Origin of the sequence: Kribbia dieselivorans NBRC 106261, assembly GCF_001552435.1 — a bacterium.
Classification (GTDB): domain Bacteria; phylum Actinomycetota; class Actinomycetes; order Actinomycetales; family Dermatophilaceae; genus Kribbia; species Kribbia dieselivorans.
The window spans coordinates 1-4,430 of the sequence record NZ_BCRE01000246.1; the positions used below are offsets into that span (position 1 = coordinate 1).

General features: G+C 72.0%; 3 protein-coding genes. All 3 read left to right on the forward strand.

Annotated elements, in window-relative coordinates:
• Positions 1-1,946, forward strand: a 1,946-nt coding sequence (locus KD1_RS15350) for a peptidoglycan D,D-transpeptidase FtsI family protein (protein WP_306307031.1), incomplete at its 5' end; no start/stop codon positions are given.
• Between the two features lie 10 nt (positions 1,947-1,956).
• Positions 1,957-3,558: a UDP-N-acetylmuramoyl-L-alanyl-D-glutamate--2,6-diaminopimelate ligase gene (locus KD1_RS15355; RefSeq protein ID WP_083542533.1), complete on the forward strand. Its 1,602-nt coding sequence runs from the start codon at positions 1,957-1,959 to the stop codon at positions 3,556-3,558.
• A partial coding sequence (locus KD1_RS15360) for a UDP-N-acetylmuramoyl-tripeptide--D-alanyl-D-alanine ligase (protein ID WP_245627439.1) occupies positions 3,555-4,430 on the forward strand: 876 nt, incomplete at its 3' end. The genes KD1_RS15355 and KD1_RS15360, both read left to right, overlap by 4 nt.

The window sequence follows — 4,430 nt, forward strand, 5'->3', positions numbered from 1 at the left end:
CCCGCGCGGCCACGCCGAAGAGCACCGCGCGCCCGGCCACACCCACACGAGCCCGCGCCACCACGCCCAAGAACGCCGGCCCGGCGAAGCCACGGACCACCCGCCCGACGCGTCCGCCGAAGGCCCGTGCTCCGAAGCCCCCGAAGGACTCCACCCGTCGCTTCCGAGGGATGTTCCTCGGGGTGTTCTTCGTCATCTGCCTGTTCGCGGCCCAGCTCGTCGTCGTCCAGGGCATCGACAGCGGCAGCGTCGCGGCCGAGGCGCTCTCCGGGCGCACCAAGCGCGAGGCTATCCCGGCCCTGCGCGGCACCATCACCGACTCCAAGGGCGAGATCCTCGCCACCAGCCTGGAGCGGCGCACCGTGACCGCCGATCCGCAGGCCGTGCCGACCTACCGCAAGAAGGTCAACGGCACCAGTCAGGAGGTCGGTGTGGCCGGCGCCGCCGCCGACCTCGCCCCGCTGCTCGGCAAGAGCGAGACCGAACTCGCCCGGCTGATGCGGCTCGACGGCCGCTACGTCATCCTCGCCAAGGACATCACCCCGCTGGCCTGGAACAAGATCAACGCCCTGGGCATCCCGGGCATCGCCAGCGAACGCACCTCCCAGCGCAGTTACCCGCAGTCGACGACCGCGGCCTCCCTCGTCGGGTTCGTCACCGACGACGGCCAGGCCGGCGGCGGCCTCGAACTGCTGCTCAACGACACCATCGGCGGCACGGCCGGTGAGGAGGTCTACGAGGTCTCCCAGGGCGGCAACCGCCTGCCGCAGGGGTTCCACCAGATCCAGGACGCCCAGAGCGGCAAGGACGTGCGACTGACGCTCAACAACGACCTGCAGTGGTACGCCCAGAACGTGCTCGCCAACCAGGTGCGCGAGACGAAGGCCCTCTCGGGCACGGTCGTGGTCCAGTCGGTCAAGACCGGAGAACTGCTCGCCCTGGCCTCGTTCCCGACGTACGACCCGAACAACATCGGCAAGGCCGGCGACGTGCTGACGAACCACGCCTTCAGCGACGTCTTCGAACCCGGTTCGACGGCCAAGATCATGGTCATGGCCGCCGCGCTCCAGGAGGGGGTGGCCACCCCGTCGACGAAGATGATCGTGCCCGACTCCCTCTACCGCGGCGGAGCGCGGCTCAACGACTCGCACCCGCACCCCGAGCAGTATCTGACCCTGGCCGGTGCGCTGGCCCAGTCGAGCAACACCGGAACGCTGCTCATCGGCGAGAAGATGTCCGCCGACACCCTCGACGGGTACTTCCGCAAGTTCGGCCTGGGCTCGGGCAGTGGCCTGAACTTCCCGGGTGAGTCGGCCGGTCTGCTCGTGCCCCCGGCCGAGATGGACGGCACCCAGCGCTACACCGTCATGTACGGCCAGGGCGTGTCGGTCACCGCCATCCAGGCTGCCGGGGTGTTCCAGACGATCGCCAACGACGGGGTCCGCCTCGCGCCGCGGCTCGTCGCCGGCGTCAGCGACGGCAAGGGCGGCTGGACCATGCCGGAGGTCGCGCCCGGCACCCAGGTCGTCTCCGCGGACACGGCCAAGAAGGTCAACCGCATGCTCGAGGGTGTCGTCTCCACCGAGGGCACCGCCCCGGAGGCCCGTATCCCCGGCTACCGCGTGGCCGGCAAGACGGGTACGGCCGAGCGCTATGACATGAAGAAGGGCGGCTACTCGGGCAAGACGGCCAGCTTCATCGGCTTCGCCCCGGCCGACGACCCCGAGATCGTCACCGCGGTCATCCTGCAACGGCCGATCAAGGGCTACTACGGCGGAACGGTCGCCGCACCGGTGTTCCGCAAGGTCATGACGTATGCGCTGCGGTCCCAGAAGGTGCCGCCGACACCGGGCAGCACGAAGCCCGGACTGAAGCTCGTTCTCAACAAGGCGCCGTCGCGCAACGACCCGAGCGTGGTGCGCGATCGCGGGCAGAGCGGCAGGTAGGGTTCCCCGCGTGCCTGTCCCTCGACCAGACCACACCACCCCGGTCCCGCTCCCCGTGGTGGCTGCTGCGGTCAACGCCCCGAGCTCCGGTGACGCCGACGTCGTGCTGACCGGAATCACCCACGACTCGCGCCAGGTACGCCCCGGCGACCTCTACGCCGCGCTGCCCGGCGCGAATGTGCACGGCGGGACGTTCGTCGCCTCGGCGGTGGAGCGGGGCGCGGCCGCGGTCCTCACCGACCGCGCCGGCGCCGATCTGATCGAGGCCACCGCGGACGGCGCCAGTGTGCCGGTGCTCGTCGTCGACTCGCCCCGCGCCGTGCTCGGCGACGCCGCCTCGACGATCTACGGCACCGGCCACGCACCGCTGCAGACCTTCGGCATCACCGGCACCAACGGCAAGACGACCACGGCCTACCTGCTCAGCTCCGCCCTCGATGCCCTGGGCCGGACCACCGGCCTCATTGGCACCGTCGAGGTGCGGGTGGGCGACGAGCGCATCCCGAGCGAGCGGACCACGCCCGAGGCGACCGATCTGCACTCCGTGCTGGCGATCATGACCGAACGCGGCGTGGAGAACTGCACGATGGAGGTCTCCAGCCACGCGTTGAGCCAGCACCGCGTCGACGGGCTCGTCTTCGACGTCGCGCTCTTCACCAACCTCAGCCAGGACCACCTCGACTACCACGGCTCGATGGAGGAGTACTTCGGCGTCAAGGCCCAACTCTTCACGGCCGCCCACGCCCGTCGTGGCGTCGTGTGCGTCGACGACGACTGGGGTCGGCAGCTCGCGCAGATCGCGACGATCCCGGTGACCACCGTGGCCAGCTCGGCGGAGCGCGGTGCCGATTGGGTCATCACGGCCGGCGCCGACCGCGAGTTCACCCTCGCGCAGGCCGCGCGCCCCGACTCCGCCGACCCCGGCGCCATCCTCGAACTCACCTCGGCGCTGCCCGGCGACTTCAACCAGGTCAACACTGCGCTGGCCACGATCGCCCTGCTCGACGCCGGCTACGCCATGGCCGAGGTCGTGCACGCCGTGGCCACCGCCCCCGAGGTGCCCGGTCGGTTCGAGACCGTCGCCCTCGATCGCAGCGACCTGCCCGACCTCGACGAGGTCGATCAGGAGGATCTGGACTCCCTGCCCTGGGTGGTCGTCGACTACGCCCACACCCCCGACGCGGTGCGAGCCGTGCTGGCGGCCCTGCGCCCCGACACGACCGGCGATCTCGTCGTCGTCCTCGGCGCCGGCGGCGACCGTGACCGAGGCAAGCGCGCGGCCATGGGCGAGGCGGCCGCGACCGGGGCGGACGTCGTCATCGTCGCGGACGATAACCCGCGCAACGAGGATCCGGCGGTCATTCGCCGCGCGATCCTCGAGGGCGCCTCCGCCGGCCCGGCGCGTGTGCTCGAGGTGCCGGAGCGTCGTTCGGCCATCGCCACCGCGCTCCGCCTCGCCCACGAGGCCGGGCCCGGCAGCACGGTCGCGCTCGTCGGCAAGGGGCACGAGACGGGCCAGACGGTCGGGACCACGGTCCAACACTTCGACGATCGCGAGGAGGGCCGCGCCGCCCTCGTCGACCTGCTGCGCTCCGTCCGGGCCTCGGCATGATCGCCCAGAGCCTGGCCGACATCGCTGCGCTCACCGGGGGTCGCCTCTTCGGCGTGACCGATGACGCGGCCGCCGGCCTCGTCGTGGACGGGGGAGTCGTCACCGATTCGCGTGAGGCGCAGCCCGGCAGCCTCTACATCGCCCGCGTCGGCGAACACGCCGACGGACACATCTACGTCCCGGCCGCGCGTGACCGGGGCGCGGTCGCGGCGCTGACCTCCCGTGAGGTCGACGACCTGCCCGGCGTCGTCGTCGCCGACGTGCAGGCGGCCTTCGCCGCCATCGCCGCCGAACAGGTGCGTCTGGCCACCAGCGCGCCCGAACCGCTGACCGTCATCGGCATCACCGGGTCGTCGGGCAAGACGAGCACCAAGGACCTCCTCGGCCAGGTGCTCGCCACCGCCGGGGAGACCATCGCTCCGGTCGGGTCGTACAACTCCGAGGTCGGCGTGCCGCTGACGATCTGCCGGATCACCGAGTCGACCCGCTACCTCGTCGTCGAGATGGGCGCACGGGGGCCCGGCCACATCGACTACCTCTGCGCCATGGCCCACCCCCGCATCGGGGCGGTGCTCAACGTCGGCGTCGCGCACGTCGGCGAGTTCGGCTCGGTCGAGGCGATCGAGGCGGCCAAGGGCGAACTGCCCGCCAACCTGCCGGCCGCCGCCGACGGGGGAGTGGCCGTGCTCAACGCCGATGACGAGCGCGTCGCCCGCATGCGCGCCCGCACGTCCGCCGCGGTCGTGACCACCTCGGCGCTCGGCCGCCCCGACGCCGACGTACGTGCCGTCGGGGTCGTCCTCGACCCGGCCGCGCGCGCCTCCTTCACCCTCGTCACGGCCGACGCCCACGCCCCGGTGCGGCTGGGCCTC